Raw genomic sequence first — 18,822 nt, 5'->3', positions numbered from 1 at the left:
ACTATCTACTTCTGAATAAGCCGTACAATTATTTGTCAAAAGAGATAAGAGTGGCGGGGATTGCTCCCCGCCGCCCGATACCTTTACCTTATATGTAGATCAGATCATGATTAACGATCTCTGTTGCCCTGTCACGGATGTTATTCATCCGCTGCACCCATTGCATCTGATCCTGCGCTTTGAGCTGTTCGGTGACCCCCTCACGTTCGGCCATTTGCTCTGTCAGCAGGAGCATTTGTTCCGCTGCCTGTTCGTTGATGTCGGCAAGGTATGTATTCAGCCTGCCGCTGGTCAGCAGTTCCGTGTAAAGAGCTTTTCGCTCCTGCTTTATGTGCCGCAGATGCCGCTGCCCCCAAATGCCAATAGGTTTTTCTTCTTCGGCTGGTACTGTCAAGCATGGAATGTAGTAATCGCCCTGCAGTTCGTACCATAAACCGTTGCTTTCGTTATAAATGGTCTTTTCCATTGTGAAATCCTCCTGTATAATAGTTCCGTTGATGTATTCGCACATATGTCACAGGCTCCCGATTGCCACACCTTGTTATATCCTGTTATGGGTTTTTCTTGCCCTTGCTTTTGCCCTTATGAGCTGCGCGGGCGTTGTAGAAACGGTGTAACATTTAATAAAGGGATTCGGTGAGCAGATTGCGAAAAATCCTTTGTTTGGGGCGGTTTCAGAGGACTTCATTAACGCCCTATAATCAGCGGCGAATGCCTATGATTTTGAGGAATTCAAATCTCCGTTTATGAAGGTGATAAAATGGAGAACTGGCAGAGTGCCGAAACGCAAAAGGACATTGAACAGCTGATGTCCGCTTATGGTGATTTTCATGACGCCTGTATCGTATCTCTCAACTTTCAAAGCGGCGCATTTGTTGATGATAAAAGCGCAATGCATTTTGGCGGCCCGGAAGAGCGTGTTTTATCCGTCGTATTTCAACGTCAATGGGAACCCAAAACCATAGAGCTCCAATTTATCGGTTTGCGCCAACTACACCTGATTGGATGGCAGGACAATTACCTATGTAATATTTTAGAAGCATATTTGGCTTTTCATGATAATTTGCTGCCCGGCAAACCCCATCGTGTAATTGTGTGGTCTGATAATAGTTGCTTTGATGCTGCTGAAATTGGAAGTACGATTCAAGAGCCAGCAGATACATACATTGTGTCAAACGTATTGAGATGGCGCATTAAAGAATAGGCAAAAGCAGATTTGTTGAGCCGATTATAGCACAGGGCCCCTGCTATATCAACGTGTTTTTGTAGAAACCGCCGAAGGTATATCCCGGCAACGCTTTCCTCAAAAAGGGTCCTGCAAAACGTAAGATTGACGGCGCATACGGCTTTAGGCTATACTAAATTTCAAAGGTTTGTGCAAAAGGAAGGGAAAATGATGCGGGAAGAATTCAGACGCAGCGAGCTGCTGCTGGGGCCGCAGGCCCTGGAGCGTCTGGCGGGCGCGCACGCGGCGGTGTTCGGCGTGGGCGGTGTAGGCGGGCATGCCGCCGAGGCTCTGGCCCGCGCGGGCGTGGGAAGCCTTACGCTGTTCGACAGCGACACGGTGGCGCTCTCCAACATCAACCGGCAGATCGCAGCCACCCACGCTACCCTGGGGCAATATAAGGTGGACGTAATGGCGGCGCGCATCCGGGACATCAACCCGCAGGCAAGAGTGACCTGCATGCCCGTGTTTTACACTGTGGAGGACGCGCCGAAATACAGCCTTTCCGAATACGACTGCATCGTGGACGCCATCGACACCGTCAGCGCGAAGATCGAGCTGATCGCCCGCGCCGCACAGGCCGGCGTGCCCATCGTCAGCGCCATGGGGTGCGGCAACCGTCTGGATGCGACAAAATTTGTTGTGACGGACCTTTATAAAACGCAGAACGACCCGCTGGCCCGGGTGCTGCGCCGGGAACTGCGGCGGCGCGGCGTGGAGCGCCTGCGCGTGGTGTGCAGCACCGCGCCCGCGCTGACGCCCCGTCCGGGCGGAGAAACAAAGGGCACCGCGGGCCGCCCCGCGCCCGGCAGCGTGAGCTGGGTGCCCGGCGTGGCGGGCATGATTTTGGCGGGCGAGGCGGTAAAGATCATCGCGGGCATTGCAGAAGAATAAAGCGAGGCGGCGCGGCCGGGGCGAAAGGCTCCGGCCGCGCTTTTTTGCGGGTAAGGCCGCCGCTGGGAAACGGCGCGCCGTGTAAAGCCCGTGTAAACCGGCCCGCGCCCCCGGCACGCCCGGCAGGCGGTTTACAAACGCTTTACAAACACGATACATTCCCTTGGTTTTACGGCGGAGGAAGGAATTGTAAAATAAGGGTGTCCCAAAGGGAAAGAAAAGATTTGCGAACAAGGCAAAGGAGTAAAAAACGATGAAAAAGATTTTTGCGATTGTTTTGGCCGGCATTATGATGCTGAGCCTCGCCGCATGCGGCGGCACCGGCTCATCCACCCCGGCCGCTGCCTCCAGCGAACCCGCAGGCGCGTCCGGCGGCACGCCTGCTTCCAGCGCGCCTGCCGCCAGCACGCTGTCCGGCAAGGTGACCACGGGCGGTTCCACCTCGGTTGAAAAGGTTGTCGGCGCGTTCATTGAGGCGTTCATGGCGGAAAACAGCGGCGTGGACGTCACCTACGACCCCACGGGCTCCGGCGCGGGCATTACCGGCGCGGCCGAGGGAACGCTGGACATCGGCCTTTCCAGCCGTGCGCTGAAGGACGATGAGGCCGCAGGCGGCCTGACCGCCACCACGTTCGCACTTGACGGCATCGCCATCATTGTGAACAGCGAGAACACGGTGGAAGACCTGACCCTGGAGCAGATCAAAGGCCTGGCCACCGGCGAGATCACCAACTGGAGCGAAGTGGGCGGCCCGGACATGCCGGTTGTACTTGTGGGCCGCGAGGCCGGTTCCGGCACGCGCGACGGCTTTGAAAGCATTGTGGACGTGAAGGACGCCTGCAAATACGACCAGGAGCTCACCTCCACCGGCGCCGTCATCGCGGGCGTTGCAGCAAACCCCAACGCTTTCGGCTACGCGTCCCTGTCTGCGGTTGACGACACCGTGAAGGCCGTTACCGTCGAGGGTGTGGCCGCCAGCGAGGCGACCGTGCAGGACGGCACTTACAAAATTCAGCGTCCGTTCGTGTTCGTTACGAAGGACGGCGCAGAGCTGAGCGAGGCCGCGCAGGCGTTCATCGAGTTCGCCACCAGCGACGCCGCCAGCGAGCTGATCGTGAACGCGGGCGCCGTGCCTGTTGCGAAATAATCCACATCCGAACAAAGCGGGGGAGCCGGCGCGGGGCGCCGGCTCTTTCCGGCTATGATTCATTGAAGATGCGAAAAGGGTTTTGGATATGAAAGAAACAACACTGGACAACAGCATCGAGAGCAAACGCAGGCGCCGGCGCGCGCTGAAAAAAACGATCGAAAAAATCATGAACGCGGTGTTCTTTGTCTGCGGCGCGGCGGCCATTGCCGCCGTAGCGCTCATCACCGTATATATGGTCGTCTCCGGCCTGCCGGCCATCCGGGAGATCGGCCTGCTCGACTTCCTGTTCGGCACCGAATGGAAGTCTACTGCCGCCGAGCCGAAATTCGGTATTCTGCCGTTCATCCTCACCAGCATCTGGGGCACGCTGGGAGCCATCGTCATCGGCGTGCCCGTGGGCCTGCTGACGGCGGTGTTCCTTTCCAAGGTGGCCAGCCGACGGGTCGCGTCGGTCGTGCGCCCGGCGGTGGAGCTGCTGGCGGGCATACCCAGCGTGGTGTACGGCCTCATCGGCATGATGGTGCTGGTGCCGGCTGTGATGGAGCTGTTCCATTTGAAAAACGGCACCTGCCTGTTCGCGGCCATTCTGGTGCTTGCCATCATGATTCTGCCGTCCATCATCTCGGTGAGCGAAACGGCGCTGAACGCCGTGCCGCCCGAGTATGAGGAGGCGAGCCTGGCGCTGGGCGCGACGAAGATCGAAACGATCTTCAAGGTGAGCATCCCGGCGGCCAAAAGCGGCATCGTGGCAGGCATCGTGCTGGGCATCGGCCGCGCCATCGGCGAGGCCATGGCCGTGATGATGGTGGCGGGCAACGTGGCCAATATGCCGGGCCTGTTCAAGAGCGTCACCTTCCTGACGACGGCCGTCGCCAAGGAGATGAGCTATGCCAGCGGCCTGCAGAAGCAGGCGCTGTTCAGCATCGCGCTGGTGCTGTTCTGCTTTATCATGCTCATCAACAGCCTGCTGAACTTCTTCCTGAAGAAAGGGGAGAAACCATGAACGGACAAGACAGGCGCAGCGGCCGCCGCCGCGCATACGATATCTTTTTCAAAACAGTGGTATATCTGAGCGCTTTCCTCACCGTGGCGCTGCTGGTGGTGCTCATCGGCTATATCTTTGTGCGCGGTCTGCCGCATATCACCGGACAGCTGCTCTCCACGGCGCCCAGTGTGCTCAAGGATACCATCGGCATTCTGCCAAACATCCTGAACACATTGTATATCATCCTGTTCACCCTGCTCATCGCGCTGCCGCTGGGCGTGGGCGCGGCAGTGTACCTGACGGAATATGCCTCCAATAAAACGTTCATCCGCATCGTTGAATTCGCCACCGAGACCCTGGCGGGCATCCCGTCCATTATCTACGGCCTTGTGGGCATGCTGTTCTTCGCGCAGATGCTGGGCTTTCAGACGAGCCTTCTCTCGGGCGGGTGCACGCTGGTCATCATGATCCTCCCCACCATCATCCGCACCACGCAGGAATCCCTGAAGACCGTACCCCAGAGCTACCGCGAGGGCGCGCTTGGCCTGGGTGCGACAAAATGGTACATGATACGCACCATCATTCTGCCTTCCTCGGTGGACGGCATTGTAACAGGCTGCATTTTGTCCATCGGCCGTATCGTGGGCGAAAGCGCCGCGCTGCTGTTTACGGCGGGCGTGGGGACCGTTGTGGCAAACAATATCTTTTCGGCCTTCACGCGCAGCGGCGGCACCCTCAGCGTGGCGCTGTACATGTATGTGAGCGAACGCGGCGAGTTCGACGTGGGCTTCGCCATCGCGGCCATCCTGATGCTCCTGGTGCTGTGCATCAACGGCGCGGCGAAGCTGGTGGAAAAGAAGCTGCGCAGAAAAACGAAGTAACCGCGAAGCAGTGAAAGAGGAGTAAGAACAATATGGAAAGCCCCATCATTTTGCAGACAAACCGTCTCAAGCTTTATTACGGCGCCTTTGAGGCGCTCAAGGGCATCGATATGCAGATCCCCGAAAAACAGATCACCGCTTTCATCGGGCCGTCCGGCTGCGGAAAATCTACATTCCTGAAAACGCTCAACCGCATGAACGACCTTGTGCCCGGCGTGCGCATCGAGGGCGAGGTGCTGTACAACGGCCGGGATATTTTTTCCAAAGAGGTGGACGTGACCTGGCTGCGCAAGAAGATCGGCATGGTATTCCAGAAGCCGAACCCTTTCCCCATGAGCATTTACGACAACATCGCCTACGGCCCCCGGCTGCACGGCACGCATTCCAAAGCCGAGCTGAACGACCTTGTGGAGAAATCACTGCGCGGCGCGGCGCTGTGGGACGAGGTGAAGGACCGTTTGAAAAAGTCGGCCCTGGGCCTTTCCGGCGGCCAGCAGCAGCGCATGTGCATCGCGCGCGCGCTGGCTGTGGAGCCGGACGTGCTGCTGATGGACGAACCCACCAGCGCGCTGGACCCGGCTTCCACCATGCGCATTGAGGAATTGATGGCGTCACTGAAAGAAAGCTACACCGTCGTCATCGTCACGCACAATATGCAGCAGGCCGCGCGCATCAGCGACAAATGCGCGTTCTTCCTGGTGGGCGACCTCATCGAATTCGGCGAGACCGAGCAGGTATTCTCCATGCCGAAGGACAAGCGGACCGAGGACTACATTACGGGCCGCTTCGGTTGATGCCCGCGGCCTGTTTTGCAGCCGTTCCCACGGGGCGGCATGTAAAAAAATATGCCCTGCCATTGTGCTTTTTTGCCAAACAACCTATAATAAAGGAGTAACCCTTATGAACGCACGCCTTTCTTTCGACGCAGAGCTGGAGAGCCTTTCCGCGTCGCTCATCCGCATGGGCGCCCTGGCGACGGACGCCATCGACAAAGCGATCGAGGCGCTGGAGGCCAACGACGGCGCGCTGGCCCAAAGCGTTATTGCGGGGGACCGCAACATCGACGATATGGAGCGCAGCATCGAGCACCAGTGCCTGACGCTGCTTTTGCGCCAGCAGCCCGTGGCGGGCGACCTTCGGAAAATATCCACGGCCATCAAGATGATCACGGATATCGAACGCATCGGCGACGCCGCCGCAGATATCGCGGAGATCACCACGCACATCAAGGAGCACGGCATCCCGGCCTCTTTGTCCGACATTGCGGATATGGCCGAGGCCGCGCAGAAAATGGTGGACGATTCCATCCAGTCCTATGTCAGGGAGGACCTGGTTCTGGCTGCGGACGTGATTGCCCGGGACGATGTGGTGGACGATTATTTCAACAAGATCAAAAAAGACCTTGCCGCGTATATCGCCGTGAATGAAGAGCATGTGGACTGCGCCATCGACTACCTGATGATCGCCAAATATCTGGAGCGTTTGGGCGACCATGCGGTGAACATCTGCGAATGGGTGCAGTTCTACAAAACCGGCATGCACAAAAGCGAACGCATCCTGTAAGGCTGCGGAAAACGGCAAAATGCCCTGCCCGGCATTCTGCGCGAAGAAATTCAAGGCGGCGGCTGCAGGGCCGCGCTTCCCGCTGCGGAGAACCGGTCGGGAAAGGCTGCCGGATATCCTGCGCGAAGAGATTCAAGGCGGCGGCTGCAGGGCCGCGCTTCCCGCGGTTGAAAACCGTTCGGGAAAGTTTGCGTGATATCCTGCGCGAAGAGATTCAAGGCGGCGGCTGCAGGGCCGCGCTTCCCGCGGCTGAAAACCCGTCGGGGAAGTTTGCGTGATATCCTGCGCGAAGAGATTCAAGGCGGCGGCTGTAAGGCCGCGCTTCCCATTGTTAAAAAAGGAGGAAAATCGGTATGCCGAAGGCACCGCGTATTTTTGTGGTGGAGGATGATGAGAGCATCCGCATGCTGCTGGAGGTGGCGCTGCGCTCGTCCGGCTATACGGTAAGCGCGTTCCCGAATGCGGCCGACGCGCTGGCTGAAATGGAGAATACCGTGCCGGACGCGGCGGTGCTGGACATCATGCTGGACGGTATGGACGGCATTACGGCGCTGAAGCTGATGCGTGCGAACGCGCGCCTTGCGGGCGTGCCCGTAATGATGCTGACCGCCAAGGATTCTGAAAACGATAAGATCATCGGCCTGGATGCAGGCGCGGACGATTACATGACAAAACCGTTCAGCGTGCTGGAGCTGTGCGCCCGTGTGCGCGCGCTGCTGCGGCGCGGCGGCGCCGCGCCCGCGCCGAAAAAGGGCGGCGTGCTGAAAAGCGGCGGCCTGAAGCTGGACCTTGCGGTGCGCGAGGCCACACGGGACGGGGCTCTGCTGGAACTGACCTATAAGGAATTTGAGCTACTGCGTGAGCTGATGGAGAACGCGCCCGGCGCCATGAGCCGCGACGAACTGCTGCAAAGTGTTTGGGGCTACGACTTCATCGGCGAAACGCGCACGCTGGACATGCACATCGGCACGCTGCGCCATAAGCTGGGCGACGAGAGCACCGCGCCCCGGTACATTAAAACCGTACGCGGTGTGGGATACCGCTTTCTGGGCGAAGTGGAAAAAGAAGGGTAAAAGGACATGAAGAAAAGCATTCTGAAAAGCACGGCGCTCGTATTGTGCGCGGGCCTTGTGTGCTGCCTTTTGCTGACGGCGGCGATTTTTGACGCAAAGACCACGCAGCAGACGGAGACACAGCTGCGCAGCCTTGCCACGGCGCTGGGCTCCGCCTATGACGCGAACGGCGACGCCGACGCGCAGGCGTCGCAGTTTTCGCGGCAGATCGGCGGGCTTCGCGTAACGGTCATTGCAAAGGACGGCACGGTGCTGGGCGATTCCGCCGCCGATTACAAAACCATGGAAAACCACGCCGGCCGCGAGGAGCTGAAAGCGGCAGAGGGCGCGGGCGTGGGCATCTCCGTGCGCCCCAGCGAGACGCTCGGCACCCGCCTGATGTATGCGGCGGTGCGCACGCAGGGCGGGGAGTATATCCGTGTGGCCATGCAGTACAACGGCTTTTTGCGGGACCTTGTAAGCCTGCTGCCCGCGCTGCTGGGCGCCGGGCTGGTCGCTTTTGCAGTGGCGGCGTTCGTGGCCACGCGCGTGGCGAAAACCGTGACGGACCCTATTTCCGATTTTACCGAAAGCCTGAAAAACGTGCAGGAGGGCGGCGCACGGCTGGAGCCGGAGAAATACCCTTATGAGGAATTGCAGGCCATGGCGGGCGATATCAACCGCATGTCGGAGGAGATCGCCCGGAACATGCGCCGCCTGGAGCGGGAAAAGGCGAAGATCGACTATATCCTGGACAACATGAACGAGGGCTTCGTGCTGCTGGATACGGACCAGAACATCCTGCTCATCAATGCGTCGGCGTGCCGCGCGTTCGGTGTGAAAAAAACCGAGGCCCAGGGCAAGAACATCCTGCACGCCACGCGCAACATCCCGCTCATCGACGGCGTGGCGGCGGTGCTGAAAAAAGGCGGCCACGTGGCCGTGGATATGCCGCTGCCCGATAAGCGCAAGGGCGAGGTGAACATCAGCCGCGTGAAGCCCGAGGACACGGGCGCCATCGACGGCGGCGCCATCATCATTATCTCGGACGTGACGGCGCAGCGCAACGCGGCCAAGATGCGGCAGGATTTCTTTGAATCCGCTTCACATGAGCTGAAAACGCCCATCACCTCCATCAAGGGCTTTGCCGAGCTGCTGTGCAGCGATATGCCCTTGGGCGGCAACAAGCAGGAGGCGATCTCCAAGCGTATCCTCAAGGAGACGATGCGCATGAGCAGCCTCATCAGCGATATCATCATGATCAGCCGCCTGGAAAGCGGCGACATTACCTTTGAGCGGGAGGTGCTGGACCTTGCCTCCGTGGTGAGCGAGTGCTGCTCGGACGCGGCGGAATTTGCCAGAAGCAGCAAGGTGAGCATCTCGTGCACCACGCAGCCCTGTGTGCTTTCGGCCTCCCACCGGGAGATGAGCGAGCTGGCGGGCAACCTCATCACCAACGCCGTCAAGTACAACCGGCAGGGCGGCCGCGTGGAAGTGAACCTCACGAACGAGAACGGCGCGCCGTGCCTGCGCGTGTTCAACACGGGCGAGCCCATTGCGCCGGAATACGCCCAGCGTATCTTTGAACGGTTCTACCGCATCGACAAGGGCCGCAGCAAGGCGGCGGGCGGCACGGGGCTGGGGCTTGCCATCGTGAAGCACATCGCCACCAATTACGGCGCCAGCGTCACCGTAACGGCCGCGCCGGACGGCAATACCTTCACGGTGCTGTTCCCTGTGCAGGACTGACAGAGCGGACACAGGCGCTTTTGGCAGAAAATTTTGTGTTACCCGCCGCACCGCTTTTGCGTGCAAAAGGGATAAGACGGCCGCATGGATGAAAAACGCCCCGCACCGGATGGTGCGGGGCGTTTGGCGTTTGCAGAAAAGATACAGCGCGAAAGCCTGCTGCTGCTTGTCCTGATTTGACCTGCGATAGTAATAGATAACAAGCCACAACAAGCATAATGCTATATCAACTTCAAGAAGAAACGTGATTTTATCCGTCGCTTTGCTCTCCTTTTGTTTTAGAGAAAAGGCTGTTCCAGTCGGACAATTCCATTATAACAGTATTGGGGCCAGATTGTTCGTGAAGCTGCAAAATTTGTCGTTTTGCCAAAAGGCCTCGTCAAAGGGGAGAAAGGCCGGGAGGGCTGTTCCGGCTGCGAAGCAAAGAGGCCGGTACCATTCGGTATTGTTTTCATACAGAACAACGCCGAAAATATTTGCTGCGTTTCACAGAAATAAAAAACAGCCGCAGGCTGGTTTTTCGGTTCTGCAGGCCGTCCCGGCCTGCGGCCATTAAGATGAGCTTTTTTATTGCGCAGCAATCAAAAATTGTTTTTGAAACACAACGGCTGTTTCCGGCGTTATTCTGTGTGGGAACCCACTTTTGAAGGGAGGAACCACCTTGCTGCACGACGATTACACCGCCGCGGCCGCGCTGCTGCAAAACGACCCGCAGGAGGGCCTGCGCAGGCTGATGGAGTTGTTCGGTGGGCCTGTGCATGCCATTTGCACGGCTATCTTGCGGGGCCACGCCGAGGACGCGGACGAGGCTGCCGCCGATACTTTTGTCCGTCTGTGGCGCAACGCGTCCAGCCTGCCCGCGGGCACGGCTCTGCGGGGTTATGTGGTGCGTACGGCCCGAAGCTGCGCCATTGACCGTTACCGGGCGTTGACGCGCCGGGGTGTGTTGTTCCCGCTTGACGGGCGGGAGGAAGATATGGATTTTGCCGTAGAACTGGAAAGCCTCCTGGAAACGCGGGAGCTTGCGGGGATGATTTTGGCGCTGCCGCCGCCGGACGGGGAAATATTTCTACGGCGCTATTTGTACTGTGAGGAGACAAGGGCCATCGCCGAGCACTACGGCCTGCCGGATGCTACCGTGCGCACCAAGCTGGCGCGTGCGCGCAAAAAGCTGCGTGCTTTGCTGGAAAAGGAGGTGTCCTTATGAACGAAGCATTGCTGCCCGTCGTCAACGGGCTGGAATTTCTTTCTCCGCCGCTGCCCCAGGAGAAGCAGGAGACGCTTGTGCGCCGCGTGCTGGAGCAGGGAGCGGCTGAGAACCTCCCCGGCGCGCAGAAGGCCTCCACAGCGGTACCCGCCATCGTGCCGGACGCAGCGGCTCCGCCTGAAAAACGCCGGGGCGGCTTTCGCGGACGGGGCCGCCTGTGGGCCGTTTTGGCGGCTGCGTTGGCCCTGTGCGCCTGTACAGCCGTCATCGGTGCGGTACAGTATTTTGCTCCCATGACACGGCGAACGGGCGCCGACGCGGTGGTGGAACGATACGGCGCGGCCTACACGAGCAAGGAAGTGACCGTGGACGGCCATACCATGCGCATCACGGCTCTTTTGCGGGATAAGGAGAACGCTTTTGTTCTGTATGACGTATCGGCGGACAGCGCCCGGGAGGCAAGCCGGTTTGTGACAACGAATGTCGACCATGGTGCCGGCGAGTTCCCCTCGAAGTTCTCCTTTGTGCCGCTCGCGGCGGGAGACACTCCGCCCGGGGCGGTGATCGAATGCCCGGCCCTGACGATGACGCCGGAGGAAATGATGTACAGTTTTTCGTTTGTAGGCGGCGCGCCGCAGGAGCTGGGCGGCGGCTGGTACCGTTTCTACAACCGGGGCCGCATTCCCGAATGGGCCGAAACGCTGGCGCTGTGCGTGTGCAGCGAAGCCGACCCAGGCACGGCGCAGACGATACTTCTGGAGCTTCCGCCCGCAGCATCTGCCCGGGAATGGAGGCTGAAGGATGCGGCCGTGGAGTTTTGCGCGGGGATATACTACCCGGAATTCAAGCTTTATGGGGCATCCACGGACCTCAAGCATACCGAGTGCGCGCCGCAGCACCTGAAGATGCGCGTGGAAACGGTACGGATATCTCCTGTCTCCGTGCGCATCTCCGGCAGTGGGGCGGATCCCAATATGGCAGCCAGGCAGCTTCCGCCCCCTCCGGAGGAGGCGATGAACGAGCCGTTCTATCATTACCTGCGGAACGCCGAGCTTGTATTTCAAAATGGCTCCCGCATCACGATTTATGGTGATCAGTTGACGGAATGGCGCGTTACGCCGGACGGGGCGCGGGGCAAAAGCGAGTTTGTGGCAGGGTATATGCTGAAGGATATTTTAGACCCTGAGGCAGTCGCGGCCATTGAAATAGACGGCATATCTTATCCGTTGCCTTGAACAGCCTTTTCCGCATACAAAAACAGCGGCCGCACGTTGCCTGGACGCGCGGGCCGCTGTTCTTTTCTGCGCGTGGCCGCAGGGCCAAACGAACGCGCTACCCCAGATAATCGCGAACGTCCACGGGCGCGCCGTTCAGGTTCGCCTCGAAATGCAGGTGGTATCCATATGCGCGGCCCGTTCGGCCCACATAACCGATGAGCTGGCCCTGCTTGACAGGGACGCCGTCGGCGATGCCCTCGGCCCAGGCGGACATATGGGCGTAAATGGTCACCAGCCCGCCGCCATGGCTCAGCTTGACACAGGTGCCGTACGTGTAGTGTGCTTTTGTGCTGACAACACCGTCCGCCGCCGCGTAGATTTTTGTACCCAGCGGCGCGGGGATATCCATGCCGCGGTGGAATTCCTGTACGCCGTTCAGCGTGCGCCAGCCCATGGGCGAGCCGGTGGAATAGCCCGGCAGCGGCCAGTAAAACGCGCCGCCTGTGTATTCGGGCGCGTCGTTGTCGCTTTGGGCGGCCCATTCCGCGTATTCCCGTTCCGCCGCGGCGATCTCCTGCTCCTTGGCGGCAAAGGCGGCCGCGCCGGCCTGCTCGGCCGCCTGCGCGGCGGAAAGCCGGGCGTTTGCCTGCTGCAGCGCCGCGGCATATTCATTTGCAGCGGCTTCCAGTTCCGCATTGGATGCGTCCAGCGCGTCCAGCTCCGCCTGCTGCCGCGCGGCGAGGGCGGCCAGCTCTTCCCGGCGGGCTGTCAGCTCGGCGATGAGCCGTGTGTCACGCACCGCGATGCGCTGCAAATATTCTCCGAATGTGAGCATCTCAGAGAGACTGTCCGCGCCCAGCAGAACGGCAAGGCCGGATTGACGGCTCATTTCGTACATGCCCTTCATGCGCGCCTCAAAGCTTTGGGTGCTTCGGTCCACCTCCAGCAGTTTGGCTGCCACCTGGGCCTGCGTGCCGGCAAGCTGTGCTTCACATTCCTGTATTTTCAATTGAAGCACCGCGATCTGGGCTTTGACGTTCTGCTCCTTGGCCGTATACAGGTTCACAAGGTCTCCGGCGCGGGCGGCGTCGGTCCGGTTTTGCTCGATCTGCTGCTCGATGGCCTGCTGCTCGGCACGCAGCCGCTCCAGCTTTTCGGCGGGCGTTTCAGCCGCCGCCCGGAACAGCAGCCCCAGCCAGCAAACGGCCAGCAGAGCGGCGGCGCGCCGCATTCCTTTTTTGTACATTCGCGGAAAACCTCCTATTCGGCATTGAGGTAAGGCCACGCCGAAACGGGGTCGCCGTTCAGGTCCACTTCAAAATGCAGATGGTTTCCGGTACTGTTGCCTGTGCTGCCCACATAACCGATGAGCTGGCCTTTTTCCACGAGGTCGCCATCCTTCACCGCGCACGCGGACAGATGACCGTACAGCGTCGTCAGGCTGCCGCCGTGATCCAGCTTGACGGAAATGCCCATCACCCAGTGGTTGTTGAGGCTGGCTGCTCCGTCGGCCGCGGCGTAGACGGGCGTACCCGCCGGGGCGGGGATATCCATGCCGGTGTGTACGTCCTTTGCGCCGTATACCCTGCGCGCCGTACCGAAATCAGAGGAAAGCGTTGTGTAACCCGGCAGGGGCCAGGCGAATTGGGCCGCGCCGCCGGACGGCGCGCCTTCAGGCACGGCGGCGGACCATTTTGCCCACTCCTGCTGCGCCTGCAGATATTGCCGCTGTATTTCCTCTAAGGAGCTATCCTGCGCGGCAAGCGCTTCGAGGCGGCCGATTTCCGCCTGGAGCGTCTGTAATTCTTCGCGCAGGCGTTCCAGCCGTTCCTCCGGTGCTTCTCCGGACGTGGGCTGGGGCGTGCCGCCCTTGTAAACAGGCGCGGCGGTATCCGACCGGGCCGGGGCGGCGCAGGCAACGAGCGTGCTGGCCAGCACCACAAGGGCCAGCAGAAGGCACAAAAGCGGCGTGCCGCGCTGCTTTTTTCGCAGGCTGAGCATTTCTGCAAAGCGGCGTCTGGTTTCTCCTGCGCCGGAGGCAAAGCCGGTGGTGAGCGCGGATATGCGCCGCCTGCGCGCGGACGCCAGCACGTCCAGCACCGCCGCGCCGTAGGCTCTGCGGTAAGCCATGTCACGGCCTGCCAGCACGGCTTCGTCGCAGGCAAGCTCCATATCCTGCCGCGCGGCGCGGGCCATGCACCACACCAGCGGGTCGAACCAGTGCAGGGCACAGGCGGCCGCCAGCACGAACTGGAAGGGGATATGCCCGGCGCTCCGGTGGCGCGCTTCATGGGCCAGCACATAGGGCAGCGTGTCCGCGCGCAGGCCCGCGCCCTCCGGCAGATAGACCGCCGGACGCAAAAGGCCCGCCAGCATGGGCGTATCCAGCCCGGCCACGGCGTAGACGCGCATGCTCCGGCCGAAGGCGGCGCGGCAGGCGTCCGCAAGCGTTTCGTCCGCAAGCGGCACCCGCCCACGGCGCAGACGGCGCATGGACGTCCCATAGGCAGCCAGGCGCGCGGCCAGGCACAGCGCCGCGCCGACCAGCCAGACGGCCCCGGCAAGCCCGGGCCGGGAGCGGAGCGGCCCCGCCGGGGCGGGGGCCGAAGGAACGGGCACAGCCTTACCGGGCCCGGAGGCCGCCGCCTGCTGTGCGCCGCCGCTTTCTGCCGGGGCGGCGGGGAGCGCCGCTTGCCGGACGGCGGCCGTGGGGAGCGGGATGGACAACGGCGCGGGCCTGTCCTGCACCGGCACCGCGAAGCTGACAGGCAGCGCAAGGCGGACGGCAAGGATCAGCCAGGCCAGCCGGAAGAACCGTGCGGACAGCGTGGCACGCGCAAAATGCCGCAGTACCAGCAGCGCCGCGATGAGCGCGCATGTCCAGGGCAGCATGCCCAGCACAGCGTAAAACAGGTCATTCAGCACCGGGCTCGCCCGCCTTTCGCAGCAGTTCTTTCAGCTCTGCCAATTCGCTGCCGGTAAGCGCTTCGTCCTGCACCAGCGCGGCGACCATACCCGCCACGGAGTTTTTGTAGTAGCGCCGCAGCAGGCCGTTTGTCTCCATGCGGCGGTAGTCTTCCTCCCGCACCCGTGCGCGGTACAGCGTGAAGCGGCCCTCGCGCGTTACTTCCACGAAGCTTTTGTCCGCCAGGCGGCCCAGCAGGACCTTGAGCGTGGAAAGCGACCACGCCTTATCCGCAAGGTCCTCCAGCAGGCGTGCGGTGCGCACGGGCTGCGTGTGTGTCCACAGCGCGAGCATCACGTCCAGCTCAGCCTCCGGCAGTCTTTCAAGCGGTTTTTTCGGCATTGTCCGGTCCCTCCTTTTTCGTTGACAATTGTCGTTGATTTTACGGTATCATATTCCGTGACATTTGTCAACGAAAAAACAGCGGAAGACGATTGCAAAACGCGGGGAAGGGGTACATAATAAAAGCAGCCGCCTGTGGGACGGGCGGCGAAGCAGAAGAGGCGGCCGGCCGCGGCGCGGCCGCGGATGTGCCCGCACAGGGACGCACCAGGAAAGGACGGTTTGATTTTTATGACATATTCCATCGTGACAAGCAGTAAAACGGGCAATACCCAGGCCGTGGCGGACGCCATTGCCGCCGCGCTGCCGCCGGAGGGCTGCGTTTACCGCGGCGCGCCCGCGCCGGAGGCTCTTGACGCGGACGTGATATTCGCCGGATTCTGGACAGACAAGGGCACATGCGCACAGGACATGGCCGGGTTTTTGCCTTTGTGCGGCGGCAAAAAGGTGGCGCTGTTCGGTACGGCGGGGTTCGGCGGGGACCCGGACTATTTCAATATGCTGCTGGAGAATGTGAAAAAGCTGCTGCCTTCGGACGCCGTATATCTGGGCGGCTGGATGTGTCAGGGCCGGATGCCCGGCAGCGTGCGCGCCCGCTTTGCCGCGCAATTGGAGCAGGACCCGGAAAACGCCAACGCAAAACGCATGCTGGAAAATTTCGACCGCGCGCTGTCTCATCCGGACGAAGCGGACCTCGCCGCCGCCGCATTTTTTAGCAATGGGAAGCTTGCTGGGGACACCGCTGCGGCTGAATCCCTGTAAGCAGGCATGCCGTGCGGCGCTTTTAACAATGGGAAGCTTGCTGGGGAGACCATTGCGGCTGAATCTCTGTAAGCAGGCATGCCGTGCGGCGCTTTTAACAATGGGAAGCTTGCTGGGGAGACCATTGCGGCTGAATCTCTGTAAGCAGGCATGCCGTGCGGCGCTTTTAACAATGGGAAGCTTGCTGGGGAGACCATTGCGGCTGAATCTCTGTAAGCAGGCATGCCGTGCGGCGCTTTTAACAGTGGGAAGCTTGCTGGGGACACCGCTGCGGCTGAATCCCTGTAAGCAGGAGTGAACAGTGGTGTTTTTGGCATAGAAAAAGCTTGCCTGACCGAAACACACAGCCGAATCTCTGTGTGTTTGCCGGTCAGGCAAGCTTTCCGTTGTTATTGAGATGGGTTTTTTATTGCGGAGCAATCAAAAATCAGTTGCTGCTGCTGCGGCGGCCCAGCAGGCGCAGGATATACAGGAAGATGTTGATGAAGTCCAGATAAAGCTGGAGCGCCGCGAAGATGGACGCTTTCTTCGACATTTCGTAATCGCCTTCGAACGCTGCGTGCAGCTGTTTGATCTTCTGCGTATCATATGCCGTCAGGCCCATGAACACGGCCAGGCCGACAAAGCAGATGATGCGGTCGAACCCGGAGAGCGGCAGGAACATGGAGATGAGCCAGAATACCAAAAGGAAGATCAGCCCGGCCGTCAGGATAGGACGCAGGCCGGAAAGGTCGCGCTTGGTGAACCAGCCGTAGGCCGCCAGCACGCCGAAATACAGCGAGGTCAGCGCGAACACGGTGAGCAGGATCTGAACGTCGTAAGCGAAAAAGACCGCGGAAAACGTGATGCCGTTGAGCACCGCGTAGGCGAAGAACAGGCCGCGGGCCGCGCCGATGCTCAGCTTATGCAGACGGGCGGAAAGCACCATCACCACGACGATCTCGGCAATGGCAAGCGCGAATACCGCAGGCATGCCCATCGTCAGCAGGTAATACAGGCCGCCGCCCGCAGAAAACGCGATAGCGGTACCGAACGTGACCAGCAAACCCAGGAACATCCAGCCAAAGGTCTTGGCGGTATATACGTTCAGAGGCTCGGAGGCGAGACCGCCCTCCATCCACTGGCTGCCATTTTCCTGGAACATAGGGTCAAGGCCCTGTTGCTCATTCATGGATCAATCCCTCATTTCTGTTGTGTATGGGTGGAATGTGCCGTATTGCACATGACAAAAGTATAGCATGCTCAACGCCCGTTTTCAAGATACAGCGCGCAAAGGTCTACCAGAATATCCTCCGGCAGCATGCCCTGCTGGGACAGGCGCGCCGCGCACCGGTCGGCCGCGAGGCCGTGCAGATAAACGCCGCACACGGCTGCCTGCGCCGGGGCCAGGCCCTGCGCGGCCAGCCCGGCAATCATCCCGGCCAGCACATCGCCGCTGCCGCCGCGGGCCAGGCCCGCGTTTCCGGTACGGTTTTCGTACAGCCGCCCGGCCGGCGTGGCCGTCAGTGTGCGGTGGCCCTTCAGCACCACCACGGCGTCCAGCTGTTTGGCCATGGCCAGCGCCGTTTCGGCAGGCGCTGCCAGCACCTGCTGCACGGAGGTGTGGGCAAGGCGCGCCATTTCGCCCGGATGCGGCGTGACGATGAGCCGCCCGGCCGCGGGGCGCATGGCCTGCTTTTCGGCGGCAAGGCTGCACAGGCCGCCGGCGTCCAGCACCACTGTGCCGCGGGTGCGTTCCAGCAGAAGCTTCATTTCCCGCGCGGTGGTTTCATCGGCTTCACGCCCGCAGCCCGCCAGGCATACGGTGGCGGTTTCGGCCATGGAGGCGAGCGCGCTTTCATCCGGCAGCGGCAGGAATGTGGCCTCCAGAACGCGCGCGGCAATGCTTTGGATGACGGATTCTCCCGCGGCCAGCGTAACGACACCCGCGCCGGCGCGCAGTGCGCCCAGCACGGAAAGGGCGGCGGCGCCGCGGTAGGCCGGGCAGCCGCAGACAGCCAGCACACGGCCGTACGCGCCCTTGTGGCTTTCCGGGGGACGCGGCGGCAAAGCGGCGAACACCATTTCATTCGTGATGACAGCAGGCATAAGAACACTTCCTTTTTTACAGCGGCGGAGCCGGGAGTACGGGACCATAGGACCGCCCGGTGCACACGAGCCGCGGGCGGGGCATGCGGGCCGCGGCGCGGGCGTCAGCTTTTTTTAGTGAACACGGGCGGCGCGCAAAGCGTGAGCCTGAAAATATGGTATACTGGTATTGCAGACTTTGCTATTATTGTATCACAAAATCCGCTTCTCAGACGAACGGGCCCGAAAATATTTGCGAGGGCTGCAGTCCGGGACAAAGCAGGTTTCCCATTGTTAAAAACATGGCCGGCGCGCCGACGCACAGAGATTCAGCCGCGGCGGCTGGCTCAATGGTTTTCCGTTGTTGAAAAAATTCAGCCGCAGCGGCCTGTAAATCGGGTTTCCCATTGTTAAAAACGCGGCTGGCGCGCCGACGCACAGAGATTCAGCCGCGGCGGCTGGCTCAATGGTTTTCCGTTGTTGAAAAAATTCAGCCGCAGCGGCCCGTAAATCGGGTTTCCCATTGTTAAAAACATGGCCGGCGCGCCGACGCACAGAGATTCAGCTGCGGCGGCTGGCTCAATGCGTTTTCCGCTGTTAAAAGAATTTAGCTGCGGAGGCCCGTAAAGCAGGCTTCCCGTTGTTAAAAAAACGCGGCCAACGCGCCGACACACAGAGATTCAGCCGCGGCGGCCGGCTCAGCGCGCTTCCCGTTGTTAAAAAACGCGGCCGGCGCGCCGACACACAGAGATTCAGCCGCGGC

General features: G+C 60.7%; 18 protein-coding genes. 12 read left to right on the top strand and 6 right to left on the bottom strand.

All coding sequences use genetic code 11. From position 1 onward, the window contains the following. Window positions 1–88 precede the first annotated feature (88 nt). Window positions 89–466, bottom strand: coding sequence for a TnpV protein (locus TQ39_RS18265; protein WP_050006599.1), 378 nt, complete (start codon window positions 464–466; stop codon window positions 89–91). 294 nt (window positions 467–760) lie between these two features. Between TQ39_RS18265 and TQ39_RS18260 the strand changes: the two genes are divergently transcribed. From TQ39_RS18260 to TQ39_RS18210, 11 genes are all read left to right on the top strand, one after another. Further along, complete coding sequence (locus TQ39_RS18260; protein WP_050006596.1) at window positions 761–1,204, top strand: hypothetical protein; 444 nt, start codon at window positions 761–763, stop codon at window positions 1,202–1,204. A 192-nt stretch (window positions 1,205–1,396) separates the two neighbouring features. Next, window positions 1,397–2,119, top strand: a complete 723-nt coding sequence (locus TQ39_RS18255) for a tRNA threonylcarbamoyladenosine dehydratase (RefSeq protein ID WP_009322564.1) — start codon at window positions 1,397–1,399, stop codon at window positions 2,117–2,119. A 253-nt stretch (window positions 2,120–2,372) separates the two neighbouring features. Continuing rightward, window positions 2,373–3,266 carry a phosphate ABC transporter substrate-binding protein gene (locus tag TQ39_RS18250; RefSeq protein ID WP_050006595.1) on the top strand — a complete coding sequence of 298 codons (894 nt, stop codon included), beginning with the start codon at window positions 2,373–2,375 and terminating at the stop codon, window positions 3,264–3,266. Window positions 3,267–3,354: 88 nt separating this feature from the next. Then, the gene (gene pstC / locus TQ39_RS18245) at window positions 3,355–4,272 is read left to right on the top strand and encodes a phosphate ABC transporter permease subunit PstC (RefSeq protein WP_009322566.1); all 918 of its coding nucleotides are present in this window, start codon (window positions 3,355–3,357) and stop codon (window positions 4,270–4,272) included. Continuing rightward, the gene (pstA, locus tag TQ39_RS18240) at window positions 4,269–5,135 is read left to right on the top strand and encodes a phosphate ABC transporter permease PstA (protein ID WP_009322567.1); all 867 of its coding nucleotides are present in this window, start codon (window positions 4,269–4,271) and stop codon (window positions 5,133–5,135) included. The genes pstC and pstA overlap by 4 nt, the downstream gene beginning before the upstream one ends. Before the next feature lie 32 nt (window positions 5,136–5,167). Next, complete coding sequence (gene pstB / locus TQ39_RS18235) at window positions 5,168–5,929, top strand: phosphate ABC transporter ATP-binding protein PstB (RefSeq protein WP_009322568.1); 762 nt, start codon at window positions 5,168–5,170, stop codon at window positions 5,927–5,929. A gap of 106 nt (window positions 5,930–6,035) precedes the next feature. After that, complete coding sequence (phoU, locus tag TQ39_RS18230) at window positions 6,036–6,698, top strand: phosphate signaling complex protein PhoU (protein ID WP_009322569.1); 663 nt, start codon at window positions 6,036–6,038, stop codon at window positions 6,696–6,698. 353 nt (window positions 6,699–7,051) lie between these two features. Continuing rightward, a complete protein-coding gene (locus tag TQ39_RS18225; RefSeq protein ID WP_009322570.1) occupies window positions 7,052–7,771 on the top strand; it encodes a response regulator transcription factor in 720 nt (239 codons plus the stop codon). Between the two features lie 6 nt (window positions 7,772–7,777). Continuing rightward, on the top strand, window positions 7,778–9,499 hold the full coding sequence (locus tag TQ39_RS18220; RefSeq protein WP_050006594.1) for an ATP-binding protein: 1,722 nt from the start codon (window positions 7,778–7,780) through the stop codon (window positions 9,497–9,499). A 661-nt stretch (window positions 9,500–10,160) separates the two neighbouring features. Next, window positions 10,161–10,706 carry an RNA polymerase sigma factor gene (locus tag TQ39_RS18215; protein ID WP_050006593.1) on the top strand — a complete coding sequence of 182 codons (546 nt, stop codon included), beginning with the start codon at window positions 10,161–10,163 and terminating at the stop codon, window positions 10,704–10,706. Then, window positions 10,703–11,941 carry a hypothetical protein gene (locus TQ39_RS18210; RefSeq protein ID WP_050006592.1) on the top strand — a complete coding sequence of 413 codons (1,239 nt, stop codon included), beginning with the start codon at window positions 10,703–10,705 and terminating at the stop codon, window positions 11,939–11,941. Before TQ39_RS18215 ends, TQ39_RS18210 begins: the two co-directional genes overlap by 4 nt. Window positions 11,942–12,038: 97 nt before the next feature. On the opposite strand, the gene TQ39_RS18205 is transcribed toward TQ39_RS18210, so the two are convergent. The 3 genes from TQ39_RS18205 to TQ39_RS18195 are packed head-to-tail and all read right to left on the bottom strand — an operon-like array spanning window position 12,039 to window position 15,230. Further along, on the bottom strand, window positions 12,039–13,169 hold the full coding sequence (locus TQ39_RS18205; RefSeq protein WP_050006591.1) for a murein hydrolase activator EnvC family protein: 1,131 nt from the start codon (window positions 13,167–13,169) through the stop codon (window positions 12,039–12,041). A gap of 14 nt (window positions 13,170–13,183) precedes the next feature. Continuing rightward, the gene (locus tag TQ39_RS21885) at window positions 13,184–14,848 is read right to left on the bottom strand and encodes a M23/M56 family metallopeptidase (protein ID WP_156146411.1); all 1,665 of its coding nucleotides are present in this window, start codon (window positions 14,846–14,848) and stop codon (window positions 13,184–13,186) included. Continuing rightward, window positions 14,838–15,230, bottom strand: coding sequence for a BlaI/MecI/CopY family transcriptional regulator (locus tag TQ39_RS18195; RefSeq protein ID WP_050006589.1), 393 nt, complete (start codon window positions 15,228–15,230; stop codon window positions 14,838–14,840). Before TQ39_RS18195 ends, TQ39_RS21885 begins: the two co-directional genes overlap by 11 nt. Before the next feature lie 231 nt (window positions 15,231–15,461). On the opposite strand from TQ39_RS18195, the gene bilS reads away from it, so the two are divergent. Next, window positions 15,462–15,992, top strand: a complete 531-nt coding sequence (gene bilS, locus TQ39_RS18190; RefSeq protein ID WP_050006598.1) for a flavodoxin family protein BilS — start codon at window positions 15,462–15,464, stop codon at window positions 15,990–15,992. Between the two features lie 427 nt (window positions 15,993–16,419). Here the strand turns inward: bilS and TQ39_RS18185 are convergent, their stop codons facing one another. Both TQ39_RS18185 and TQ39_RS18180 read right to left on the bottom strand, forming a co-directional pair. Continuing rightward, window positions 16,420–17,163: a Bax inhibitor-1/YccA family protein gene (locus TQ39_RS18185; protein ID WP_009322577.1), complete on the bottom strand. Its 744-nt coding sequence runs from the start codon at window positions 17,161–17,163 to the stop codon at window positions 16,420–16,422. A 71-nt stretch (window positions 17,164–17,234) separates the two neighbouring features. Further along, window positions 17,235–18,080: an NAD(P)H-hydrate dehydratase gene (locus tag TQ39_RS18180; RefSeq protein ID WP_050006588.1), complete on the bottom strand. Its 846-nt coding sequence runs from the start codon at window positions 18,078–18,080 to the stop codon at window positions 17,235–17,237. Window positions 18,081–18,822 lie beyond the last annotated feature (742 nt).

The organism is Ruthenibacterium lactatiformans (genome assembly GCF_000949455.1).
GTDB classification, from domain to species: domain Bacteria; phylum Bacillota; class Clostridia; order Oscillospirales; family Ruminococcaceae; genus Ruthenibacterium; species Ruthenibacterium lactatiformans.
Note: the sequence above shows the minus strand (reverse complement) of the source record. Positions and strands in the feature narration are given on the sequence as shown.